Source organism: Micromonospora sp. NPDC047527 (assembly GCF_040643015.1).
Lineage (GTDB): Bacteria > Actinomycetota > Actinomycetes > Mycobacteriales > Micromonosporaceae > Micromonospora.
Window position 1 is genome coordinate 1,902,817 of the sequence record NZ_JBEYTK010000001.1, and the last position, 20,018, is coordinate 1,922,834.

At 66.8% G+C, this 20,018-nt stretch carries 17 protein-coding genes and 4 pseudogenes; 13 read left to right on the forward strand and 8 right to left on the reverse strand.

All coding sequences use genetic code 11. The features are described from left to right. The first annotated feature begins 108 nt into the window (after window positions 1–108). Window positions 109–681, forward strand: coding sequence for a TetR/AcrR family transcriptional regulator (locus ABZ808_RS08425; RefSeq protein ID WP_357002581.1), 573 nt, complete (start codon window positions 109–111; stop codon window positions 679–681). A gap of 75 nt (window positions 682–756) precedes the next feature. Here ABZ808_RS08425 and ABZ808_RS08430 read toward each other — a convergent pair. Continuing rightward, window positions 757–1,184 (reverse strand): annotated as a pseudogene (locus ABZ808_RS08430) (IS5/IS1182 family transposase); the annotation flags it as partial. 111 nt (window positions 1,185–1,295) lie between these two features. Further along, on the reverse strand, window positions 1,296–4,031 hold the full coding sequence (locus ABZ808_RS08435; RefSeq protein ID WP_357002583.1) for a S8 family serine peptidase: 2,736 nt from the start codon (window positions 4,029–4,031) through the stop codon (window positions 1,296–1,298). Window positions 4,032–4,307: 276 nt separating this feature from the next. On the opposite strand from ABZ808_RS08435, the pseudogene ABZ808_RS08440 reads away from it, so the two are divergent. Further along, a pseudogene (locus ABZ808_RS08440) lies at window positions 4,308–4,466 on the forward strand (IS3 family transposase); the annotation flags it as partial. An 89-nt stretch (window positions 4,467–4,555) separates the two neighbouring features. On the opposite strand, the pseudogene ABZ808_RS08445 reads toward ABZ808_RS08440, so the two are convergent. Beyond that, window positions 4,556–4,765: pseudogene (locus ABZ808_RS08445) on the reverse strand (integrase core domain-containing protein); the annotation flags it as partial. A 170-nt stretch (window positions 4,766–4,935) separates the two neighbouring features. Here ABZ808_RS08445 and ABZ808_RS08450 point away from each other — a divergent pair. Continuing rightward, window positions 4,936–6,039: a peptidoglycan recognition family protein gene (locus ABZ808_RS08450; RefSeq protein WP_357002585.1), complete on the forward strand. Its 1,104-nt coding sequence runs from the start codon at window positions 4,936–4,938 to the stop codon at window positions 6,037–6,039. 19 nt (window positions 6,040–6,058) lie between these two features. Here ABZ808_RS08450 and ABZ808_RS08455 read toward each other — a convergent pair whose 3' ends face one another. Continuing rightward, a complete protein-coding gene (locus ABZ808_RS08455) occupies window positions 6,059–6,793 on the reverse strand; it encodes an IS5 family transposase (RefSeq protein WP_357002832.1) in 735 nt (244 codons plus the stop codon). A 732-nt stretch (window positions 6,794–7,525) separates the two neighbouring features. On the opposite strand from ABZ808_RS08455, the gene ABZ808_RS08460 reads away from it, so the two are divergent. Then, window positions 7,526–8,011, forward strand: a complete 486-nt coding sequence (locus ABZ808_RS08460; protein ID WP_357002587.1) for a GNAT family N-acetyltransferase — start codon at window positions 7,526–7,528, stop codon at window positions 8,009–8,011. A gap of 390 nt (window positions 8,012–8,401) precedes the next feature. After that, window positions 8,402–8,596 (forward strand): hypothetical protein, encoded by a 195-nt coding sequence (locus ABZ808_RS08465; RefSeq protein ID WP_357002589.1) that lies wholly within the window; start codon window positions 8,402–8,404, stop codon window positions 8,594–8,596. Between the two features lie 45 nt (window positions 8,597–8,641). Here ABZ808_RS08465 and ABZ808_RS08470 read toward each other — a convergent pair whose 3' ends face one another. Further along, entirely contained in the window at window positions 8,642–9,076 is a 435-nt protein-coding gene (locus tag ABZ808_RS08470; protein WP_357002591.1) for a glutaredoxin domain-containing protein, read from the reverse strand. A 231-nt stretch (window positions 9,077–9,307) separates the two neighbouring features. On the opposite strand from ABZ808_RS08470, the gene ABZ808_RS08475 reads away from it, so the two are divergent. The 4 genes and pseudogenes from ABZ808_RS08475 to ABZ808_RS08490 all read left to right on the forward strand — a co-directional run bounded on the left by ABZ808_RS08475 (window position 9,308) and on the right by ABZ808_RS08490 (window position 11,640). Then, a complete protein-coding gene (locus ABZ808_RS08475) occupies window positions 9,308–9,631 on the forward strand; it encodes a hypothetical protein (protein ID WP_357002593.1) in 324 nt (107 codons plus the stop codon). A gap of 163 nt (window positions 9,632–9,794) precedes the next feature. Further along, window positions 9,795–10,058, forward strand: coding sequence for a hypothetical protein (locus tag ABZ808_RS08480; protein ID WP_357002595.1), 264 nt, complete (start codon window positions 9,795–9,797; stop codon window positions 10,056–10,058). A gap of 63 nt (window positions 10,059–10,121) precedes the next feature. Continuing rightward, a pseudogene (locus ABZ808_RS08485) lies at window positions 10,122–10,284 on the forward strand (IS701 family transposase); the annotation flags it as partial. A gap of 309 nt (window positions 10,285–10,593) precedes the next feature. Further along, on the forward strand, window positions 10,594–11,640 hold the full coding sequence (locus tag ABZ808_RS08490) for a hypothetical protein (protein ID WP_357002597.1): 1,047 nt from the start codon (window positions 10,594–10,596) through the stop codon (window positions 11,638–11,640). 1,361 nt (window positions 11,641–13,001) lie between these two features. Here the strand turns inward: ABZ808_RS08490 and ABZ808_RS08495 are convergent. Further along, complete coding sequence (locus tag ABZ808_RS08495) at window positions 13,002–14,216, reverse strand: low temperature requirement protein A (protein ID WP_357002598.1); 1,215 nt, start codon at window positions 14,214–14,216, stop codon at window positions 13,002–13,004. Window positions 14,217–14,334: 118 nt separating this feature from the next. Between ABZ808_RS08495 and ABZ808_RS08500 the strand changes: the two genes are divergently transcribed. The 3 genes from ABZ808_RS08500 (at window position 14,335) to ABZ808_RS08510 (ending at window position 16,199) form a co-directional block, all read left to right on the forward strand. Continuing rightward, window positions 14,335–14,910: a hypothetical protein gene (locus ABZ808_RS08500; protein WP_357002600.1), complete on the forward strand. Its 576-nt coding sequence runs from the start codon at window positions 14,335–14,337 to the stop codon at window positions 14,908–14,910. Between the two features lie 617 nt (window positions 14,911–15,527). Then, window positions 15,528–15,725 (forward strand): hypothetical protein, encoded by a 198-nt coding sequence (locus tag ABZ808_RS08505; protein ID WP_357002602.1) that lies wholly within the window; start codon window positions 15,528–15,530, stop codon window positions 15,723–15,725. 270 nt (window positions 15,726–15,995) lie between these two features. Beyond that, window positions 15,996–16,199, forward strand: coding sequence for a cold-shock protein (locus tag ABZ808_RS08510; RefSeq protein WP_013283833.1), 204 nt, complete (start codon window positions 15,996–15,998; stop codon window positions 16,197–16,199). 489 nt (window positions 16,200–16,688) lie between these two features. Here the strand turns inward: ABZ808_RS08510 and ABZ808_RS08515 are convergent, their stop codons facing one another. Then, window positions 16,689–17,558, reverse strand: coding sequence for a helix-turn-helix transcriptional regulator (locus ABZ808_RS08515; RefSeq protein WP_357002604.1), 870 nt, complete (start codon window positions 17,556–17,558; stop codon window positions 16,689–16,691). 311 nt (window positions 17,559–17,869) lie between these two features. On the opposite strand from ABZ808_RS08515, the gene ABZ808_RS08520 reads away from it, so the two are divergent. Beyond that, window positions 17,870–18,733, forward strand: a complete 864-nt coding sequence (locus tag ABZ808_RS08520; protein WP_357002606.1) for an SDR family oxidoreductase — start codon at window positions 17,870–17,872, stop codon at window positions 18,731–18,733. On the opposite strand, the gene ABZ808_RS08525 is transcribed toward ABZ808_RS08520, so the two are convergent. Then, window positions 18,730–19,902, reverse strand: coding sequence for a helix-turn-helix domain-containing protein (locus ABZ808_RS08525; RefSeq protein ID WP_357002608.1), 1,173 nt, complete (start codon window positions 19,900–19,902; stop codon window positions 18,730–18,732). The two genes, ABZ808_RS08520 and ABZ808_RS08525, sit on opposite strands and share 4 nt — an antisense overlap. Between the last annotated feature and the right edge of the window lie 116 nt (window positions 19,903–20,018).

A 20,018-nucleotide genomic window follows, 5' to 3' on the forward strand; every position in this document is an offset into this window, starting at 1 on the left:
TCCTCGGGTCCGAAACGGGGAGGTCCCCGTTTTGCCTGGCCTACACTAAACGGGGATGCCCCCGTTTTGCCAACCCTGACCCAGCCCGACTCCGCGATTGTGAGGACCATGACTTCTCGATCGGCCGGTCTGCGCGCCGACGCCCGCCGCAACCGCGAACACCTGATAGCCATCGCGGCTGAAGCCTTCGCTGCCGGCAACCAGACGATCTCGCTCGACGCGATCGCCAAACGCGCCGGCGTCGGCAGCGCCACCCTCTACCGCCACTTCCCGACGCGCGAGGACCTGGTCGAAGAGATCTACCGCGATCAGATCCGCCCGCTACGCGAGGACGCCCACGCCCTGCTGGCCGGCCAGCCACCGGACCAGGCGCTACACATCTGGATGAGCCGGTTCGCCGCATGGGCCACCGAGCGGCGCGGCATCTGTGAGGCCCTGGTCGCCATGAGCGCCTCGGGCCGCTTCGGCAGCGGCCCGGTCTGCGACGAGGTCCAGCAGATCCTGGGAGAACTACTAAGCGCCGGGGCACAGACAGGGCACCTGCGCGCCGACGTCGACCCGATCGATGTGGGAAGCATGCTCGCCGGCTTGCTCTCCGTAGCCGGCACTGCGGAACATCGCCCCCAGTTCGACCGCATGCTCGCGATCGTCGTCAACGGCCTGCGGCCCCACGGATCTTGAGTGTGTCCGCCATGTCCTCAATGACAAGAAGGCCGTAGATCACAGCCATTTCATTTGATGACGGCGGGGTATTGGGCCGTCGACGCCGGTGGAGCGTTTCATGCCGCCTTTGCCGCGGTCGACCGGGGACCGGCCAGCCCGATCTCTGCCGCGTGGGGCCTTCGTGATGGCGCCGTCGGCGTTGACGTCGGCCAGGTTCAGGCCGATCATGCGGTTCGTAGGCGTCCAAGGCCAGCTCGTGGAGTTGCTCGCCGAGACCGGCCTGGGCCCATGACCGCAGCCGGCGGCGGCGGATCGTACGGTCCGAGCAGTCATCCGAGGCGACGCGTTCGTAGCCGGAGCCGTGTACCAAAGCGGCGATGACGTGCTCGAACACGACCCGGTCAGGGATCCGACGGCGGTGGCAGCCAGCGGATGCGTCGGGTCGACTCGGGTTGCTCAGGCCACAACGCGGCGAACACGACCCAGACGGGCTCGAACAACGAAGATGGCAGCGCAGGCACGGGACTCCATCGGTCACGAAGCGTAGAGAACTCCGATGATCAATGGACCCGTGCCTGCTTGCTACCTCGGGGTCCCTTCCGTCCAGCCGCCCTACCTATTGCCGGTCGCTCTTAGTTCAAGCTTCCGGTGCAGGTGAGGGTGGCGCCGTTGCCGTTTCCGGTGCTCTGGAATCCGAAATTGGTGGTCTGGCCTGCGGCCAGCCGTCCGTTGTAGCTCTGGTTCGCGACGGTGATGGTCCCGCTGGTGCCGCTGTTGACACCGTTCCAGAGCGAGGTGACCGAGGCGCCGCCCGGCAGGTTGAGGGTGACCCGCCAGCCGGTGAGCGGGGTGGCTCCTGCCGTGACGTTGACGTTGACGACGAACCCACCGTTCCACTGGTCCTGCACGGAGTAGACGGCGGTGCAGGCGGGGCTCCCACCGGGGGGCGGGGTGGTGGGCGGCGGGGTGGTGGGCGGTGGCGTCGTGGGCGGTGGCGTCGTGGGCGGAGGCGTGGTGGGGGGAGGCGTGGTGGGCGGTGGCGTCGTCGGAGGCGGCGTGGTGGGCGGTGGCGTGGTGGGGGGAGGCGTCGTCGGAGGCGGCGTAGTGGGGGTTGGTGTGGTGCCGCCGTCTAGGGTCAGCTTCCAGCCTTCGAACACGCCCTCATAGTCGGCGACGTTCTCGACCCGCAGTTTCCAGGTGCCGGCTGTGGGCTTGCTTGACAGATCGGTGATGAAGGTTTCGCGGACGTTAGCCCGGTACGACCCCACGTAGGCATCCTTGAGCAGGATTGCCTGCCCGTCCGGCGCGACGAGGGAGACTCGGAGGTCTCGGCCGTACTGGTGACGGATGTTGGGCTCGATGTAGCTCTTGGTCGACGGCGCCCGGCCGCATTCGGCCACGCTGATTGACGATTCGACAGTGCCGGCGGCCGGTATCCGTAGGTTGGTGGTGGTGCGGCCACCGCATGCTGGTGCCGGCAGGTCGGCGCCCGCGAGGTTGATCCGCCACGAGTCGAGGAACCCGGTGCCGGAGTGCAGGAGGTCGTTGAGCCACAGCATCCAGGTGCCGTTCGCGGTCTCGGACGACAGGTCGTGGGTGAAGGTGTAGTCGATGTCGTCGCTGTCGCCGCCGGCGCGGTCCAGCAGGTAATACCAGGTGCCGTCGGGTGAGAGCAGCCGTATGTCGAGGTCACCGATGCCGGAATGGTCGATGTGCAGCTCGATGGTGCTGTTGCGAGCGGCGGCGCCGGGACAGTCGGTGATCGTGATGGGGACCAGAGGGCTATCGCCCTGGGTGATCGGCGTGTCGGTGCCGTTCGAGCCGACGCAGCCGGCCGGGTCGTTGAGGTGTAGCTGGAATGCCGTCGCGCGGGTCGCACCCGTCCCGGTGCCGATCACCGTGATGGTGTAGTCGCCGGCCATGGTTGTCGACGCTGTGTTGATGGTGAGGGTGGTGCTGCCATTGGAGGAGACGCTCGCGGGCTGGAACGTGGCGGTGGCGCCGTCGGGTAGGCCGCGGGCCACCAGGGAGACCGGTTGGGCCGCGCCGTTTGTGACGGTCGCGGTGATGGTGGTGGAGATGGTGCCGCCGACAGTGACGGTGCCGCTGGCGGGGGTAGCGGTCAGTGCGAAGTCGTTGGCCGGGGTGGTGGCGCTGACATGGAGCAGCCGGTTCGGCGAGCCGACGCCCGGATTGGTCACCACGCCGGGGGTGGTGTCGGCCAGCAGTGCCTGGGTCACCTGCGCCGGGGTGTAGGTGGGGTTGTCGGCCAGGATCAACGCCGCCGCCCCGGTGACGTGCGGGGTGGCCATCGAGGTTCCGGAGGCGGTACGGGTTGCGGTGTTGCTGCCGATGTAGGCCGAGGTGATGTCGACGCCCGGCGCGAACAGGTCCACGCACGTACCGATGTTGGAAAACGTCGCGCGGGCGTCGGTGGCGTCGGTGGCGGCGACGGTGATCGCCTCCGGGACGGAGGCCGGGGTGTAGGAACACGCGTCGGCGCCGCTCTCGTTGCCCGCGGCCACCACGTAGCTGACGCCGTCTGCGATCGACCGCCGCACGGCGTCGACCATGGGCGCGTACGGCGGGCCGCCGAGGCTCATGTTGGCCACGGCCAACTGCCCGGGGTCATGATCACCGGTCACCCAGTCGACCCCGGCAAGAACATTCGAGGTGGTGCCGCGGCCGTCGCAGTTGAAGACGCGTACGGCCACCAGTTGGACGTTCTTGGCCACCCCGTAGGTGGTGCCGCCGACCGTGCCGGCGACGTGGGTACCGTGCCCCTGACAGTCAGTGGCGTCGGCGTCGTTGTCGATGAAGTCCCAGCCGGACACCGCCCGCCCGGCGAACTCGGTGTGGGTCAGATTGATCCCGGAGTCGATGATGTACGCCCGCACACCCGGTGACACGCGAGGATAGGTGAACGAGTTGTCCAGCGGCAACGCGCGCTGGTCGATCCGGTCCAGGCCCCAGGACGGTGTCGGGCTCTGCACGCCTGCCACGGACATCGTGTGGTTCTGCGTCACGGAGGCGACGGCCGGATGGGCGGCGAGGCGGCGAGCGCCGCGCTCGGAGAGTCGGGCCTCGAAGCCGCGCAGGGCGTGCCGGTAGACCGGGCCGACGCCGCCGCCCTGCTGTGCGGTGAGGTCACGGGCGGTGGTGTCCACGGCGGTGGCTCTGACGGCGGAGTCCCGCAACACGACGATGTAGGAGCCGGCCACGGCGGTCGGGCCGCCCGCGGCGAGGATGTCACCTTCGGCTGGGGCGGCCATCGTGGGTAAGGTGCTCGCGGCGAGTGCCAGCACGGTTGCTGCGGCCACGATGCCGGACCGGAGCAGGGCGAGCCTGCGTGGTCCCGTCGGTGTCATGACTACCTCCCTGTCGAAAGCGACGCGCCCGGGGACCGGCCCTGTCGAGCACGTCATCCGACAGGGTGGGCGGATCTCCGGGCAGCCGTACCGCCAACATCATGAACGCACGACCACTTCCAATGCCAGAGATGAACGTCGAATTTTTGACTCAGCAACAAAAATCTTCGCGCGTCGCAAGGCCGAGGCGGCCCGCCTCAAATCGAAGGGCAGGAAGGCCGCTCGGCCCGCTCAACCCCGGGGAGGACGGCCGGCAAACCCGCGACCGGCAGAGCAAACTCCGGGATCGGCCTACACACCCCCGCCGAGGTCCACCACGGCCGCCACCACACCGTGCGCGCCGGCCGAGAGGACACCCTCGCCGCAGCCCGCGCAGCACACCCGGAACACTTCGGCGCCAACCGGCCCTTGCCCAAGATCCTCGATCTGCCCGAGCGCCCGCAGCTCGGGCAGGCTGCGTGGCGAGGAGGTGGTGTCGGGCATGTTCGGCAGGGTGCCAGAACCGTATGGTCACGCGCCATCGGGTGTCGGTGGCAGTTGTTGTACCAGGTCACGAAGTCGGCCATGAACGCCCGGGCCTGGGCCAGGGACGCGAACCGGTCCGGGAAGACCGGCGCGTACTTCAACGTCTTGAACCAGGCTTCGCTGTACGGGTTGTCGTTGGACACCTTCGGCCGGGAGTGTGACCGGGTCACGGTCAGGTCTTCGAGCAGGTCAGCCACCGATTTCGACGTCGGGTCCTATTCGTCGATTGTGGATGGTACGGTCTACGCCGACCCGGCCGGCCACCCTTCCGCCTGGTGCCACCCCTTTCGCCTGGTGCCGCGCCGCCCCCCGGCTCAGTCGACCATCGGCGGTGTTCCGGAGCCGGGGCGGAACCCCCTCCATTCCGAGGAGACCGAGAATGCCAAGCAGACGTGCCATCCTCACCACCGGCCTGACCGCCGCCTCGGCGGTCCCCTTGGCCGGTCTGTTCGGAGGTCACGCGTCGGCCGCCGAGCCGACCGTACCCCGCACCCTCACCCGGCGTGGGGCGCTCGCGGGCGGGAGCGCCCGGGTGGACCGCACCGCGTTCCCGCTGAGTCATCTCGGGATCCGCTGGACCGGTACGGGCCAACCCGGCATCCGCTTCCGGTCGGAGTCGGGCTGGGCTTCCTGGCAGCCGGTGCACGGCTGCCAGGGGGGCCGCGACGGTGCACCCTCCGGTGCGCGCTCGGCGCTGCTCGCCGCGCCAGCCGCGATCGGCTACGACCTCGACGCTGACGGGGTCACCGGAGTCGAGGTCGTCGAACTCAACACGGTGGACGGCCCCCGGCGACGTCGGCGCGCCAAACCCCGGACCGGGATGCCCGTGGGCGAGCACATCGTTCCGGTCCGCTATCTGAGCCGGGCAGCCTGGGGCGCCGACGAGTCGCTCCGGTTCACCGAGGACGGCACGCCGCTGTGGGGTCCGGAGCAGTTCTACCCGGTGCAGACCGTGACGGTGCACCACACCGCCGACGCAAACGACGACCCGGACCCGGCCGCCTTCGTGCGTGCCCTCTACGAGTACGACACCCTGGTCCGCTACGGCGACCTCGGCTACCACCTGCTCATCGACGAGGCCGGCACAGTCTACGAGGGCCGCTGGTCCGGCGACGACCGCCAACCGGTCTTCGGGCCGATCGGCACCGACGGCCGCCCGCTGATGATCAGCGCCGCCCACGTCGGCGGAATGAACAGCGGCAACATCGGCATCGCTCTGCTGGGCAATTTCACCGAGCGGCAGCCGACGCGGGCGGCCCGACGCGCGCTGACCCAGGTGCTCGCCGCGTTCTGCGCAGTGCAGTTGCTGGACCCCCGCGCACGAGTCACCTTCGTCAATCCCGTCAACGGCGTGCAGGCCGAGGTGCCGACGATCCCGGGACACCGGGACTGGGCAGCGACCGAATGCCCCGGCAACGCCTTCTATCCCAAGCTGCCCTCGGTCCGCGCCGACGTCGCCCACCTACTGAACCACCACGACTAAGGCGTGTTTCATAAGCGGGTCAAAGCCACTCGCAGATGATGACGATGGTCAGGACGGCTTGGAATCGGACGGCCAATTTGTCGTAGCGGGTGGCGACGCCGCGATGGCGTTTGAGCCGGGCGATGCCGTTCTCGACGGCGTGACGCTTCCGGTAGAGGTCCTTGTCGAACGCGGGTGGGCGACCACCGCGGGAGCCTCTGGCCTTGCGGTGGGCGTCTTGGTCCTTCTTGCTCGGGATGCACGCCTTGATTCCGCGTGAGCGCAGGTAACGGCGGTTGCCGCGGCTGGTGTAGGCCTTGTCGGCCAGGACCAGATCGGGGCAGGTCCGGGGTCGGCCCACGCCAAGGCGGGTCACCCGGATACGGCGTAGGACCGGGATGAACTGCGGGCTGTCACCCCGATGGCCGGCGGTCACGACCATCGAGAGAACCTTCTGTCCTTGCTCGCAGGCCAGATGGGTTTTGGTGGTCAGCCCGCCGCGAGATCGTCCGAGGGCGTGATCGGCGGGTTCGTCGTGCACCCCGCCGGGTGGCTCTTTCTGCAGGTGGCCGTCCTTACGGGCGCCAGCGGCATGCTGATGGGCGCGACTGGTCATCGAAGCGGCCGCCAACCGCAGCGGGAACCTGGCTACCCCGCTGGCCCGAGCCCTGTTCGAAATCGCCCCGACTCCTGCCGCAGCGCTCACGCTGTCCAAAGCCCGCATCGCCGCCGCGCTGCGCCGAGCCGGCCGCTCCCGCAACATCGACCAGGTCATCACCGACAACGCGCTGACGGCCGAAGGCCAGAGGCGCGGCGGCGGACCATCGGCCCGGCCCAGGTTCGGCGGCGCGAGCGGCCTGCGAAGCGGGCCGCCTTGATCAATGAGCCGTTGCTGTACTTCGCTGCTGTACAAGATCAGAAATGGCCACCCGGGAGATTCCGAATGGCCTCTGACCTGCGTCGGGACGGCCGGATTCGAACCGACGACCCCTTGTTACCATCCGTAACCAAATCGAGCTGTCGTTGATTGTCAATAATAGGCATTGAGCTACACAGACACATTCAGCCGCTGGTCCGTTCTTGTCACTGATTGTCAACGGCAGACGGGGTTTTCGGGGGGCAAACGGGGGGCCGACCGACGTGGCAGCGCTGGGTCCCACCGCGCCCCACTCCCCCACCATCGGGGACGTGCCGTCACCAGGAAACAGCGTGCGCCTGCCCGTCGCGACTCACCTACCCCCGGGCAAGGGGTTCGTGCCGGTGGACCGCCACGGACCGATGCCCGACGTGGGATACGCCTTATCGGCGCCATCCCGCTGAGCTGAAGATCAGCCCACCTTGATGGGTCCCGAGCCAGGCCTTCGGGATCCGTCTTTGCGCACGAGCCCTCTCAGCCGGACGCGCCTGCACGACCCGGCGCGATGCGCGCTCATAGCCGAGGAGAGCGCAGTGCTCGCGGGGTTTTCGCCTTGATGTCCACGCCTGTGCTGGCGGGTATCGTCGTCGCATGCCCGAGTTGATCGCACCTGCTGCCCGCCTGCACGGTGCCTGGCGCGAGGCTCATGCAGAGTGGGGCCCGGGGTTGCATGAGGACGGTTTCGGGCTGGGCCCGTCCGACGAGGTGGATTCGCCGGCCGGGTTCGCGGCCTGGGTGGCGCAGCTGGCGGAACACCGTTGCACGTATCGATGGATCGTCGAGGGCGATCACGTGCTCGGTGGAATCGCACTGCGGCACGGTAGTAGTGACCACGTGCGGTGGGTCGGCCACCTCGGTTACGGCATCCGACCGTCCGCACGTCGGCGCGGGCTGGCCACCTGGGCGATGGGCCGGATGCTCGACGAGGCCCGAGTGCTCGGCCTGGATCGGCTGTTGGCCGTCTGCGCGGTCGACAATGTCGCCTCGGTGAAAGCGATCGAGCGGTGCGGCGGCGTGTTCGAGTGCATCCGGGACACCAGGATCGGCCCCGCTCGGCGTTATTGGATCGAGCTTTAACGATAGGACCAGGCGCACCCATGTGGCGCTGAGCGGGCGCCCGCCTCTGCATCCCGTTCAGGATGGTGTGGCGCTGGCCTTGAGGCTCCGCAGCTGTTCGATTACGCGCTCGGCGTCCTGCCGTGAGTACGAGCCGAGCGCCGAGAGAGGCATGGCGTCGTCACCGAGACGGAGGACGGGAGCGTAGAGCGGCAAGCCTCTCCGTACGTCGATCTGCACGCAGTCTCCCGACTGGATTGCGCTCCACGGTGTGGCCTGGTCACGGCTATCGAAGCCGCGGGCACGGACACCCTCTCCGTTGATTAGCACGCCGAGTCGAAGAGCCCGCCAGATCCCGGCCATGTCGCTCGTGACGAGTAGGCATCCCGGCGCACCTTCGGACCGGGCAGGGTGCCGCGCGGCACCCCGACCGGCCACGCCTGGCAGGCGGACGGGGTCTCTGTCACGACGCCCACCCGCACGGTCGTCCTCGACTTCGGAGACATCCCGAGCGGCGCCGTGCTGGCGATGCGGCAGCTCTTCCAGGACATCTCCGCGCTCGCCACCGAGTACCTTCCCGCCGAGCCACCAGCGACAACGACGTGAACGGCGGCGATGCCATCCGTCAACCCCACCGGAAAACGGGCGTTCTCAGGACGGGCGGAGCTGCTCGCGGAGCCAGGCTCGGTCGGGGTTCACAACGGCCCGGCCGCCAAGCACTACGGTGGGCACGGTCTCGTTGCCGCCGGCCACCGCCCGGACGACGGCAGCTCCCGCCGGATCGCGCCAGATGTCCACCCAGTGCGCACGCCCGGCGAGCCGGCCGAGGGAGAACCGGAGCTGGAGACAGTAGCGACAGCCGGGGCGCCAGTACACGATCGGTCGTTCGTCCGCCGCGCTGGCCCGCTGTGCTTCGGCGGCGTCCACGGAGCGGGGGAAGGCCCACGGCGACAGCAGCAACGCCAGCGCCAAGAAGATCAGCAGTTCGGCGCCGCCTACGATGGGCAGGCCGTCGGCTAGTTGCGACACCGCCACCAGCACGCCACATGCCGCCATCAGGATCGTCAAGGTCCATCGCCGCAGCACCTCTGGACCCTACATCCGGTAGGCGGATGCGCTGTCTTCGGCGGCTGCCACTGGCAGTGGACGCCTCGGCATGCGCGACGGGTCGGCCGATCAGCTAACGTCTCGGGGGTGGTGGCCCAGGCAGCGGGTGCGTTTCGTCGGACGGCAATTGAGCGATCGGATCAACGCATCGCCTGGGAGCGGACGGACCAGGCTTTTTTCGCCGCCGGAGCATGTCACATCCTGGCCTGGGTGTGCCGGGACTCCTACCCCGATCAACCGATCACGATCGCGGGAGTACGCCTGGCAGGTGGCTGGCAGGTCTTCCACGTCTATGCCCTCTGGGACGGCTGGGCGTTCGACCATTCCGGCTGGAACCCCGAGCAGGAGTTGCTCGCGGTCAACACTGCCTTCGAGGGCCGCCCGCTGGAGAGCGTCAAGATAGTAGAGAGTCTCGCCGACTTCTGCGCGAGGCACTACTCCCGTCTGCCACACCAGTACTGGCGGGACCCGATCCCCCGTGCTCGCGACTACCTGAGCCGTTTCCGTACTCCAACCTCACTTCACCCCTCTTGACCGCCGGCGGTGGCCACCCGGTCGATCAGGGTGCGCAGGTGCGCTTCGCCGAGGCCGTCGGGGCGGAACAGGATGCGGTACATGATCGGCGCGACCAGTTGGTCCATCACCGCTTCCAGGGGAGGTGCCGGGTTCCTGCCGTTCGGTGGCGCGGGCGAGGATGATGTCGATCTGTTCGGCGGCGGACGACGAGCTCTGGCGGCAGCACTCGTGGGGTGCGGATCCCGACGGCACGCTGGTGGAAACCACGGATGAGCGGCGCGCCTACGTTGGCATCGTGCTGCCAGCGAGGGCGCCGAGCATCCAGTTCGCCGGGCGCAACGCCCAGGAACACCTCAAAACAGTGTTACGGCTACGTGGTCCCCGCGCCGCAGAGCTGATCAACATGATCCGCGAGCTGGCAAGTTCGGGGATGTCTCGCTCCTAGCTGACGTCCTTCCGCTGACACTCAACGTTGTACCCGGCTTCGGACACCAAGGTGGGCGATCGAGAATGCTTCCAACAGGCCAAGAACGAAGCCGCCTCGACGAGTACCAGGTCCGCGACTGGCGAGCCTGGTACGCCCACATCACCCTGTCCACGGCCGCCCACGCCTGGCTGTCCGTGACCCGATCCCTTACTACAATGGGGATCCAGTCCCGGAGGCGACATGATGATCGGCTACGCCGTACCGGAGATCCGAAGGCTGCTCACCGCACTCGTAGTCCGATCAACCCACCCACCCGAGCGCGTCTGGGCCTGGTCCCACTGGCGCAGAAGACGCCAACGCCAGGCCGAACCTGCCACTACCGACGACACGGCTACGCTGGCCAACTGCCCGTTGCAGTACCAGTGCCGCACCCACCCGTTAGGCCGGTCCGGCCGGCCAGTGGCACCGGTGAAGGCGTGAGCTGAAGGCATCCCCGGGTCCGATTGAGGACTACTCGATTATTCGCGGCGTTGGCTATGCGTAACGTCACGGAATGCAGCCGAACCATCTACCCACCGAGCAGACTTCTCGGCCCCCACTGGTGCCCGTCCAATCCGGTGCCCCCACGGTGCCCGTCCATCCCGACGAGCCGACCCGCCCGCGCGGGGGCGCCGCCACTGACTTTGCACGAGCGCAACTACCGGTCCCGCTCCCGGATCAGACACTGTCCGCGCGTCTGGCGCACTGGCTCGCGGCCGAGCAGGTAGTCGCCGACGTGGTGAGAGCTCTCGAAACCAGATACGGCATGCCACTGACGGTGGGGCTTCTCCACACGCCCGTCGGCAGCGAATACGTGCCGGGCACCAACACCATCGTCCTGTCCCCGAAGTACGCCACGCCAGAGCTCGTCGCCGTCGCGGACAAGCTGATCCTGTACCGGTTGGCCACGGCATCCGAGCACCTCGGCGTGAACACACTCGACGAGGAGGCGCTTCGGAGGCACAACGACGTGCAACAACGGCTGTGGCGGTTGGCCAACCCGCCTCAGAATCCGCCGCCCGCGGACGTCTACCGGTTCTACCACGGCACCAACCGGGGCAACTATTACGGTGACGGCATCCAGGTCACGGGGCTGATGCCGGACAAAGCCGGCAGCGACATCGGTTGCAAGCGCTGGGAGAAGCACGACGTCGCCAGCGAGAGCAAGGACCAGGGCTGGAACACCGTCACCCTCGACTTCGACCTGGCACTGTCCTACGCCCGGCAGCACACCGAATGGGCCATGGGGAAGAAACGCGGCGAGCCGACCCTGCGCGACGTCGCCGACGAGGGCGGGCTCGTCCTCGCCTTCGACATGCCGAAGAACGACGTCAACGGCAACGACGCGTGGCGTCACGACCGCAGCGGCGACGCGAACAACTTCCAGACCAAGGAAGAGATACCGGCGGCGAGAGTCGTGGTGGTGGAGGAGTTGGGTATCCCGGGGCCGTTGACGGCCATCGCGCCACCGCCGAGATCCACCCAGGCCCCGAAGGCCACGAGCAACTCGGCGCCGGGCACCAGGCGACGCCTCTACCCGGGATCGCAAGTCGGGAAGTGATCTCGTTCTCCAGCTGACAAGAGCTGAGACGCTCCGCTAGGGCACCACCCGGAGGACGCTTCCCCCACTGACCCTCGCTGCACCGCCGACATGGAGGCGCCGGGTTGTAGTAACCCGGCGCCTCCCTACCGGAGGGCGCCGCACTGAGGCTTCCCGCGCAACAACTGCACGTCCGAGCGGGGCGACGCCATCGATCAAACCGAGACAGCAGGCCCAGGCCGGCCAACGCCGCGGGCCAGCCGGGTCATGATCTCCGAGGAGTGGCTTCAGGCCCAAAGGACGATTTCGCCGAGATTCTGCCGATCACTGAGGGGCTGGCGGGCTGGGCCTGAAGCACCGTCGAGGCTCGTGGTGTACCGGCCATTGGAGTCGTTGATCGCCACCCGTTTCCTGTCGGGAGCGGGCAGGACCGTCGGTCGGGAAGCCTTACTCGCTGGCGCGACCTGCTTTACCGTCACCGTCCCAGCAGGCACGTCGACCGTAGCCAGGGCGACGCGACCGTAATACTGGCGCGAAATGTCGAGGGCCAGTAACAGTCGGTACCGAGATCAACGACAGTCCCCCGCCGCCTCTCGACCTCGTCGAACGACCGCGACAGGGCTCGCCGCAGGTCTGCCATAGACACCAAGGTTCGCCGCTCATGGACATAGCGTGCCGGACAAAGCGTGAGCTTGATCCAGTGCCCTCATCTGGCTCCCCTCTGTGTCACGACACCGCCGGGAGGAGAGTTCTATCCTGGGTTTCGGCGGGTCCGGGAAGTGACCTTCCCGAAGATCCGGCTGGGGGATGCAAGTCGGTCACGCTGGAGTCAGTAGTCGTTCCCCGTTGTCCTCCCGGGCCCGCCGCCACGGCGACCGCATCGCTGATCATGCACCGGTAGACGATGTCGGACAGGCCTCGTTTGAGCGCCCGCATCGCCTCCATTGATGTCTTGCCCGTGGCCTTCTTGCGGTCGAAGTAGGCGCGTCCTTCGATGGGGTTGCGTAGTTGGACGGTGGCCATGATGTGCAGCACCCGGTTGATCTGCCGGTTCCCGGCTCGGGAGAGCCGGTGTCGTACCTGCTGGGCGACCTGCTCACGACCTTGCCCGTACCGGTGTCTCAGGTGACGGACTTACAGCGGGCTGCAGTCCCTTGACGTGCAAGCTCTACGTCGATCTATAGCACGCTGGCCGACACAATCCTGGTTACACGAGCCGACCCAGGCGGTAGCCGCCACCGCCTCGGGCAATCGGACAGCGTTCTTGACGTGGCCGCGCCGAAGCAGGTGACCCGGTCGACGCTCACGTGCGGATTAACACCGGGGCTCCTCAGCAAGCGAGGAGCGTCCTCGACCTGGGTGCTCGACGCGACGGGTACGCCTCAGCGTGGTGGCGAGGCCTGCTCGAGAGGGCGTCCGTGAGCTCGGATCGTGTCCGAGATGGCGACGGCGAACAGGACGGCGACAGCTGCTGCGACGACCCCGAGTGGCGGTAGGCCGACCATCACCGGCGCCATGGCCGCGAGGACAAGGATCCCGATCGGCCGTGGCCAGGACACCCGGGCGAAGGCCGCATACTCGAGGAAGGAGCGTCCGGCGAGGTAGAGCGCGGGCCCGCCGACGATGGCCCCGACCCACGCGCGCTTGGCATCGCCGAGTGGATCTATCAGGACGAGTTCGGAGCCGGCTGAGGTGGCGAGGATACCGGCCACCATGAGCAGGTGCGAGAACTCAGCCAACCGTCCGAGCCGGCCGGGGTCAGCGGATGAGGCAATGGCCTCTCCCAGAATCTGGCCGGCTCGGTAGAAGTAGATTCGCCACAGCAACACCGTGGTAAGGAACGACAAGGTGAGGGCCAATATTCGCTCAGCCACGATCGGACCGCGTAAGAGACTCGACCCAGAGGTCAGGATCGTCTCACCAAGCGCGACGATGACGAGCAGCCAGTAACGTTCGGCCAGGTGCTCGCCCGCGACGGCCCACGGGGACACCCGCGAGCGACCCAGCCCAGGCAGCGGCCAGCCGAGCCTGCCCCCCAGGTAATCGATCACCAGGGCCAGCGTCCATAGCGAGTTCCGCGTCAGCTCGGGCGCGAAGGCTCCGGCGAGCCACGGCACGGCAGACGCACTGAACCACACGAGCGCCAGCAGGTTGACTCGGCGAAGATCGTGACCCCGCACAATGAGCACGAAGAAAAGGCTGCGGCCCACCTGTATCGCGACGTACGTGCTCGCGAAGAGCAGGCCGGTCTCGGCGAGAGCCCCCGAAATCGCGACCGCCAGGAGCAGGCTCCCATACATCGTCGTAAGCACAACGAACTGGACTGGGGGCTGGAACGGATCGAATCTGCTGGTCAGCCAGGCGGTCTGGGTCCAGATCCACCAGACAGCCAGCAACAGCAGCAGCGTCTCGCCGTTCTCCGCAAGGGAGGTGGTCAACCTCTCCGCGACGTGATCCCTGGTGTAGTCCAACACCAACTCGTGCACGACCCGGGTGAGCGCGAAGACGAACACGAGATCAAAGAACAGTTCCAGAAACGTCGGCCGCTGCGGACTCTCACGCCTGCGCAGCAGATTGGCCGCCCTATTCGTCGTCACCGCCCCGCTCGCTTCGTCGGCTTGTCAGTGAAGCAGTCGTACCACGTCGCCCACGGATAAGACGCACTTCTCTTGCACAAGAGGTCGTAACTTCCTGAGTGGTGGCGGCGTCACGTCGTTGACCGCCCGCTTCACGGTTCAGATTGCCACCGAAGGTCGGGAGATTCTTTTCATCTTTGACGTGCTGGCCGTCGTCACCGTTGATTGCGCCGCGCCAGCAACTACCTGCGCGTCCCTGACCTTGATCGTGCTGCTCGCCGGGTGCGGTGGAGGCGAACAGGTCGATCCGCAAGCTCCAGCCCCGGTTTGGCAGAGCGCCGCGCCGACCACCCCGGCCGCGCTGACGCCTGCTGAGGCGAAGAGCCGCTACCTGTCAACCGTGGCGTCGTACAACACGGCGTTGGAAGAGCTGGAGGACGCGGTCAACGCCGGGAAGGCGAGGCGGACGGTCCGTACGCTGGCCGCCGATGTGGCCCGGACGAATGCGGCGCACGCGGTTGCGCTGCGCGAGACGGTCTGGCCGGAAGAGGTCCGGGCATCGATGGGCGCACTCCTCAAGGAGAACGACGTCGCGTTACCGCGAGCCGGCGAGGCGGCGAGGCGAGAGATCCGCGCAGCAGCGGCGCACAGCGGAGCCAAGGAGGCCGGCAGGGTCCGCGCCGCGCTCGGGCTGCCCGCCTACCGGGAAGACTGATCGCCTGCTGCCCGCCGATCATCGGCCAGGTGCCGCCGCAGCGCCGGGCGCAGCTGCATACAAGGTTCGCGTGGCTGCCAGCGCCGGAATCGCCGCGTGGGTCAGCTACTGGCACATGGCCGCGGGCCAAGTCTCGCTACGTAAGAAACCGCAACATCGTGCCGGAGAGGGCCAATCCGCCTCTCCGGCCCAATCGTCGTTGAAATGTTGCCGCGTCCACAGGCGCAACAAGGATCGGTCCGGCTCGCAATCCCCACTACTCGGGCCGATCAAAAGTCTCCACGTTCGTTCTGAAGACCGCACTCTTGGAATCAGGACGGATTTCGACAATGAAATCAGGGAGAGCATTTTCACCGGGCTTGCCATCAGGCGTCGTTGAGCCCGGCTCCGCACGCCAATCAACTAGATGGATTGTCACCATATGACGACCTGGCATCAAGGGAATTATCAACTTCTCCAGGTCGAGGTCGGCACCTATAGCCTCAATCCCACCTATAGGGCAACCGGACTACGGGCGATAAGAAGGTAGGGCTCCGAAGTAACCGCCACAGACCCTAGCCCCTCTGCTGGTTGATCAGGTGGTATGGATTCGCGGTGCCTGGCCAGCGGCGGTTGCGGTGATCCAGCCCTTGGCGCAGGAGTTGGTGGGTGAGGTCGTCCAGTGGCCGGACCCAGCCGGCGACGACGATGCGCCGGTTGCCGAGGTCGACGTCATCAAGGCGCAACGCGCGGATCTGACTGGTGCGCGCAGCGTGCGAGGCGGCCACGGCGAGCACGAGCCGGCCGCAGGGGTGGTCGCGGCGGCGACGGCCTGATCGACGTTCGCTTCACGGTTGTGGCCAGGACGGCATCGATGAAAGCAGGCAGGTGACCAGGTCCACCCGCCTCCATGGGATCGACGACGAATCATGTGCTACGGTAGCCAAGTTGCAGTTTTGATTTCCGTAGACGTTTTCCAGCGCCTGATGGGGTATCTGAACCCATCCAGGCGCTTTTCGTTTTTTGTGTCGTTTCGACGCAGGTGATCAACGCGGCGGCGTATGGGTCCGCACAGTGCGGTCTCTAACAGCCTGCGAGGAGCAGACATGACTACAGGTACCGTGAAGTGGTTCAATGCCGACAAGGGCTTCGGCTTCATCAGCCCGGACGACGGCGGTGCCGACGTCTTCGCCCACTTCTCCGCGATCTCGGCGAGCGGCTTCCGCAGCCTCGACGAGAATCAGAAGGTGGAGTTCGACATCACCCAAGGCCAGAAGGGCCCGCAGGCGGAGAACATCCGCCCGCTTTGATCCATGCTCTGCGAACGGCGGCCCGACTGATTCAGCGGGCCGCCGTTCGGCGTTTCATGCGCTCACCGCAGCATCTCAAAAAATCGTCTGATCGGCAGAAGTCCGGCCAACTCGGTGTAGCGAGTGGGTGGCGCAAGCGAGCGCTGCAGCGACGCTGCCTGTGGCCGAAATGGATCGGCTACTCACCCTCGCAGCTGTCTAACCAGACAGCTCAGCGGACCGAGGCGATTTGAACCCACGAGAACCTCTTGTGGATCCTCATTCAGGACTTGTCATTACTTGTCAAAGCCCCTTGTTACGAACCGTAGTCATTGCGCGCCTGTCATTGATTGCCACAAGTTGGCGATGAGCTGCACAGACGCCGGTAAGCGAGGTATCCCGTCTGGGCAATGGGACGTTGCCGTCGCAATCTACATCCTCCCGGTTCAGGAGCGGCATTCTCGTCCTACGCCATGTGAACCACAGCGGTCAGCACCGGTGGATCAGGACTCAGCTACCCGAGAGTTCCGACGAGCCCGGCGCCGGCTGAGTGCCGATGGTTCCCAGTAGCGCGAGTTTACTCTCGGACTCGCTGCCAGGTTCGGCGGTGTATATCATGATCCGGAGGTCATGGCGCTGGGTGCTGAGAATGTCGCAATCCAGGTCAAGGGTCCCGACCTCCGAATGAACAACCCTTCTGATGGTCGGGCCGTGTTCGTCGATCTCATGACGCAGCCAGAGTTCACGAAACTGCGTGCTTGTCTCGTTCAGCCGTGCGACGAGCTGTTGTAGCTGGGGATCGTCGGGGTAACGCCCCGCACTGCGGCGCAGGTCGGCGACCAGGGAGGCGTCGAGGGTTTCGGCGCTCTCGGGGCCGTGCAGGTGGCAGTCGGAAGGGCCGGTGAAGTGCAGCCACAACAGGTTGCGGTCAGCTTCGCGCACCGGGGAGGGGTCACCTGGCAACGCCGCCCATACGGGATTCCAGAGCAGGAGGTTCCACATCGCGTCGAAGACGGCCATGGGGCGTTCGCTGGCGCGCTCCACCAGTCGGCGAATACTCGCGGGCACTATCTGACTAATTCGTCCACCGCCGGTGGCGTGCCCGGCAAGACGGAACAGGTGTTCCTGTTCGGTGTCGCTGAGCTGCAACGCCCGGGCGATCGAGACACACACCTGCACTGAAGGTGCGGAGGAGCGTCCCTGCTCCAGGCGCACGATGTAGTCGGCGGACACAGACGCCAGCACGGCGAGCTCTTCGCGGCGCAGACCTTTGGTCCGCCGGGAGGCGGTCGCCGACATACCTGCCATCTGCGGTGAGAGACGTTCCCGCCACACCCGCAGAATCTCTGCCAGCTCTCCTGGTGCACTCATCAATTCCATTGTTGCAGTCGACGGATGGAAGTGACTGGTACTCCTGCTCACAGGATGTTCCGCCCCTGGCCCCAGCCGAACGAGCGCCCTACGTTCGTGGAGCATGACCGCCAGGTCGAACTGCCGGTCTCCGAGGGCCGAGATCCAAGTCGGGGCCCGCACTCCTTGGCGGAAACCCAGCGGGTGAGGCGCTCAGCAGGTCCGTGCTGGACACAGTCTGAAGAGCAACGTCATCGCTTCCGACTGCACCAACTGGTTCGGCGAGAGCGGATCAAACCTGGTTGCCATGTGTGCATCCCACTACCAGAAGGAACCCAATCATGATTGCTGTCACCGGAGCCGCAGGTCAGCTCGGACACCAGGTCATCAACCACCTACTCCTGCAGGGAGTACCCGCCGGTCAGATTGTTGCCGTCGACCTAGAATCCGCCAAGGCAGCAGAGTTGGCCACCTTGGGAGTTGATGTCCGATTCGCGGACTACGACCAGCCCGAGACCCTGCGACCGGCCTTCGCGGGCGCTGACAAGGTTCTGCTGGTGTCCGCTCCCACAGGTCCAGACGCCACGCGTATTCGGCAGCACCAGGCGGTGATCGACGCGGTAATCGAGTCCGGAGTAGGCATCCTCGCCTACACATCAGTGACTCACGCCCCCACCAACACCATGGGATTGGCACCCGTCCACCGGGTCACCGAGCAGGCCATCGCCGCATCCGGACTGCCCGCTGTCATCCTGCGGAACGGCTGGTACGCCGAGAATCACACGGCCGCACTGCGCAATGCCGTCAGTAGCGGCACCCTCGTCGGCAGCGCGGGCAATGGCCGGATGGCCGCGGCAAGCCGAGCGGACCTTGCCGAAGCCGCAGCCATCATCTTGACCCGCGACGATCAGGCCGGGAAGGTCTATGACCTCACCGGCGATACCGCCTGGACCCTCTCCGAACTCGCAGCCGAGGCAGCAGCGCAGTCGGGCACACCGCTCACCTACGCCAACCTTCCAGCCGAGCAGTACCGACAGGTCCTGCAGCAGGCAGGAATGCCCGAACCCGTCGTAGAGCTCATCGTCGACGCTGATGTCGCGATCTCTCAAGGCACCTTGGACTACATCACGAGCGACTTGTCCACCCTCTTGGGTCGACCCACCACTCCCATGTCCTCCAACGTCGCATCGGCTCTGCAGGCCTAAGGGATGTCTCGTAACTGACGACGATGCAGCAGCCACCACGCCGTGACCAGATCCTCGGTGCGGCGCAGGTCGAGGCCGGTGAGTTCAGTGAAGCGGCGCACCCGGTAGCGCACCGTGTTCTGGTGCACGGCGAGCCGCTGGGCGGTGTCGCGGACCTGCTGATCGCAGTTCAGGAAGACCCTTGTGGTCTCGGCGATGTCCTTGTTCGCCCGGCCGGAGTGATCGAGGGCGTCCAGGTGACGCGCAACGAGGCCAGCCGCGATCTGCGCACCGGCCAGCACCAGGGGCCGTGGCCCGAGGTCCGCCAGCCGTACGACGCCGGATTGGCCGAACCGTTCGGCGGTATCCAAAGCCAGCACCGCCTCGGCGAACGCCGCATGAAGTTGATCCAGCGGGACCGCCGGGCCGGCCGCCACGAGGTGGCCGGTGAGATGGTCGGGCACCTGCGGGGCGATGAAGCCGAGAGTGGCGCCGACCTCGGCAAAGAGTAACCGGTCCGCGGGTATATGCAGCGCGGACGCGATCGCGCGGCGGATCGTGTCGGCGTCGCCGGTCGACGCGGCCCGCGCCGCGAGCGGCACGTGGCGTACGCGCGGATCGAAGCCGAACAGGTGGGCATCGCGGTTGACCTGCTCGGCGGTGAACGTGCCGCGCAGCACCCCACCGGCGTACGTGGAGCGGCGTTCGGCGTCGAAGCGTGCCCGTTCGAGCGCGAGGTCGTGGTGCACCCGCGCGAACACTGCGGACGCCTCGTTGGAGAATTCCCAGGTGTTGTCGTGGATCGCCAGAACCAGATCCGGCGGCAGGCCGACCTCAACGCCCACCTCGTCCAGCACGCCCAGCATCGCACGTGACCCCAACTGGTAGCCGGTGGCCAGCACGTCCGGCGGGATCCCGCGAACCGCGCTGCGCGCGGCAACCGCCTGGACCAGCCCGCGCAGGGCCTCATCGGGGACGCGCAGGTCGGACAGTTCGGCGACCAGGGTGTCCATGAAGCGCTGCGCGGTCGCCCGGATTTCGTCGTCCGGCAAATCCCGGTAGCCGGGCAGGTGCTCCCGCGTGATCTTCAGGAACTGGTCACCGTACGCGTCCTTGCGCGCCCGCAGCAGTTTGACGGCTGTGGCCACCTTCTTCCTGGTGGCCTTGTCGAGCGTGACGAGATCCGGCATTCGGCGCCGTACCGGCCACATCACTTGGGTCGCATCCGTCACCGCCCGAGCCTATGGCATGGACTTTGTTCCCCGGCACAAAGTAGCGCTTCACAATCTTGGTTGACGCTCCGTAG